Source organism: Psychrobacter sp. 1U2, assembly GCF_051847575.1.
Window position 1 is genome coordinate 1 of the sequence record NZ_JBPYDC010001566.1, and the last position, 573, is coordinate 573.

General features: G+C 41.9%; 2 pseudogenes. Both read right to left on the reverse strand.

The features are described from left to right. Positions 1-290, reverse strand: a pseudogene (locus tag ACS8FD_RS23215) (ribonuclease HII); the annotation flags it as partial. A 39-nt stretch (positions 291-329) separates the two neighbouring features. After that, positions 330-573: pseudogene (locus tag ACS8FD_RS23220) on the reverse strand (lipid-A-disaccharide synthase); the annotation flags it as partial.

The window sequence follows — 573 nt, forward strand, 5'->3', positions numbered from 1 at the left end:
GGCTGATTTTCTATCAGATCTGACCATATGCGCGGCAAAATTGCGCCAGCAACATTCACACTACCAAGCAAAGGCCCCCGCCCTGCTTCATCAACACCAATCTGTAGCGGCATTATTTCTGTTTCATGACCTGTAGTTGCAATCATCTGACATAAATCGTCAGTAAGCTTTACGTGACCATGCAAACGAACTGGAGCGACTAAGTCTATAAATTGTCCTTTGATATCTATAAGCACAATATCGCTTTTGATATGGATAATATGATTATCTAAACTGGTTTTGTGACTCATAAACAGCCTACTTCTTGTATATATTTTTATTGATTGCTATTAATAGCTATCTCTTTGCTGCTTTTGACTATCTTGAGCAAACCATTGCATAATGACACTATTGGCCGGTTCATGGTTGCTTTGCTGCTGTAATGTTCGCTTGGTATCGACCAAAGCCTGTAGCTGCTCGGCATAGGCGCGAGGCTGCAATAGTTTTGTGACTGTTCGGCAAATGTTTTCTCCGTTTGCTTGCTCTTGTATCAGCTCAGGCACGATGGCTTTTGCTGCCAATATATTGGGCAAT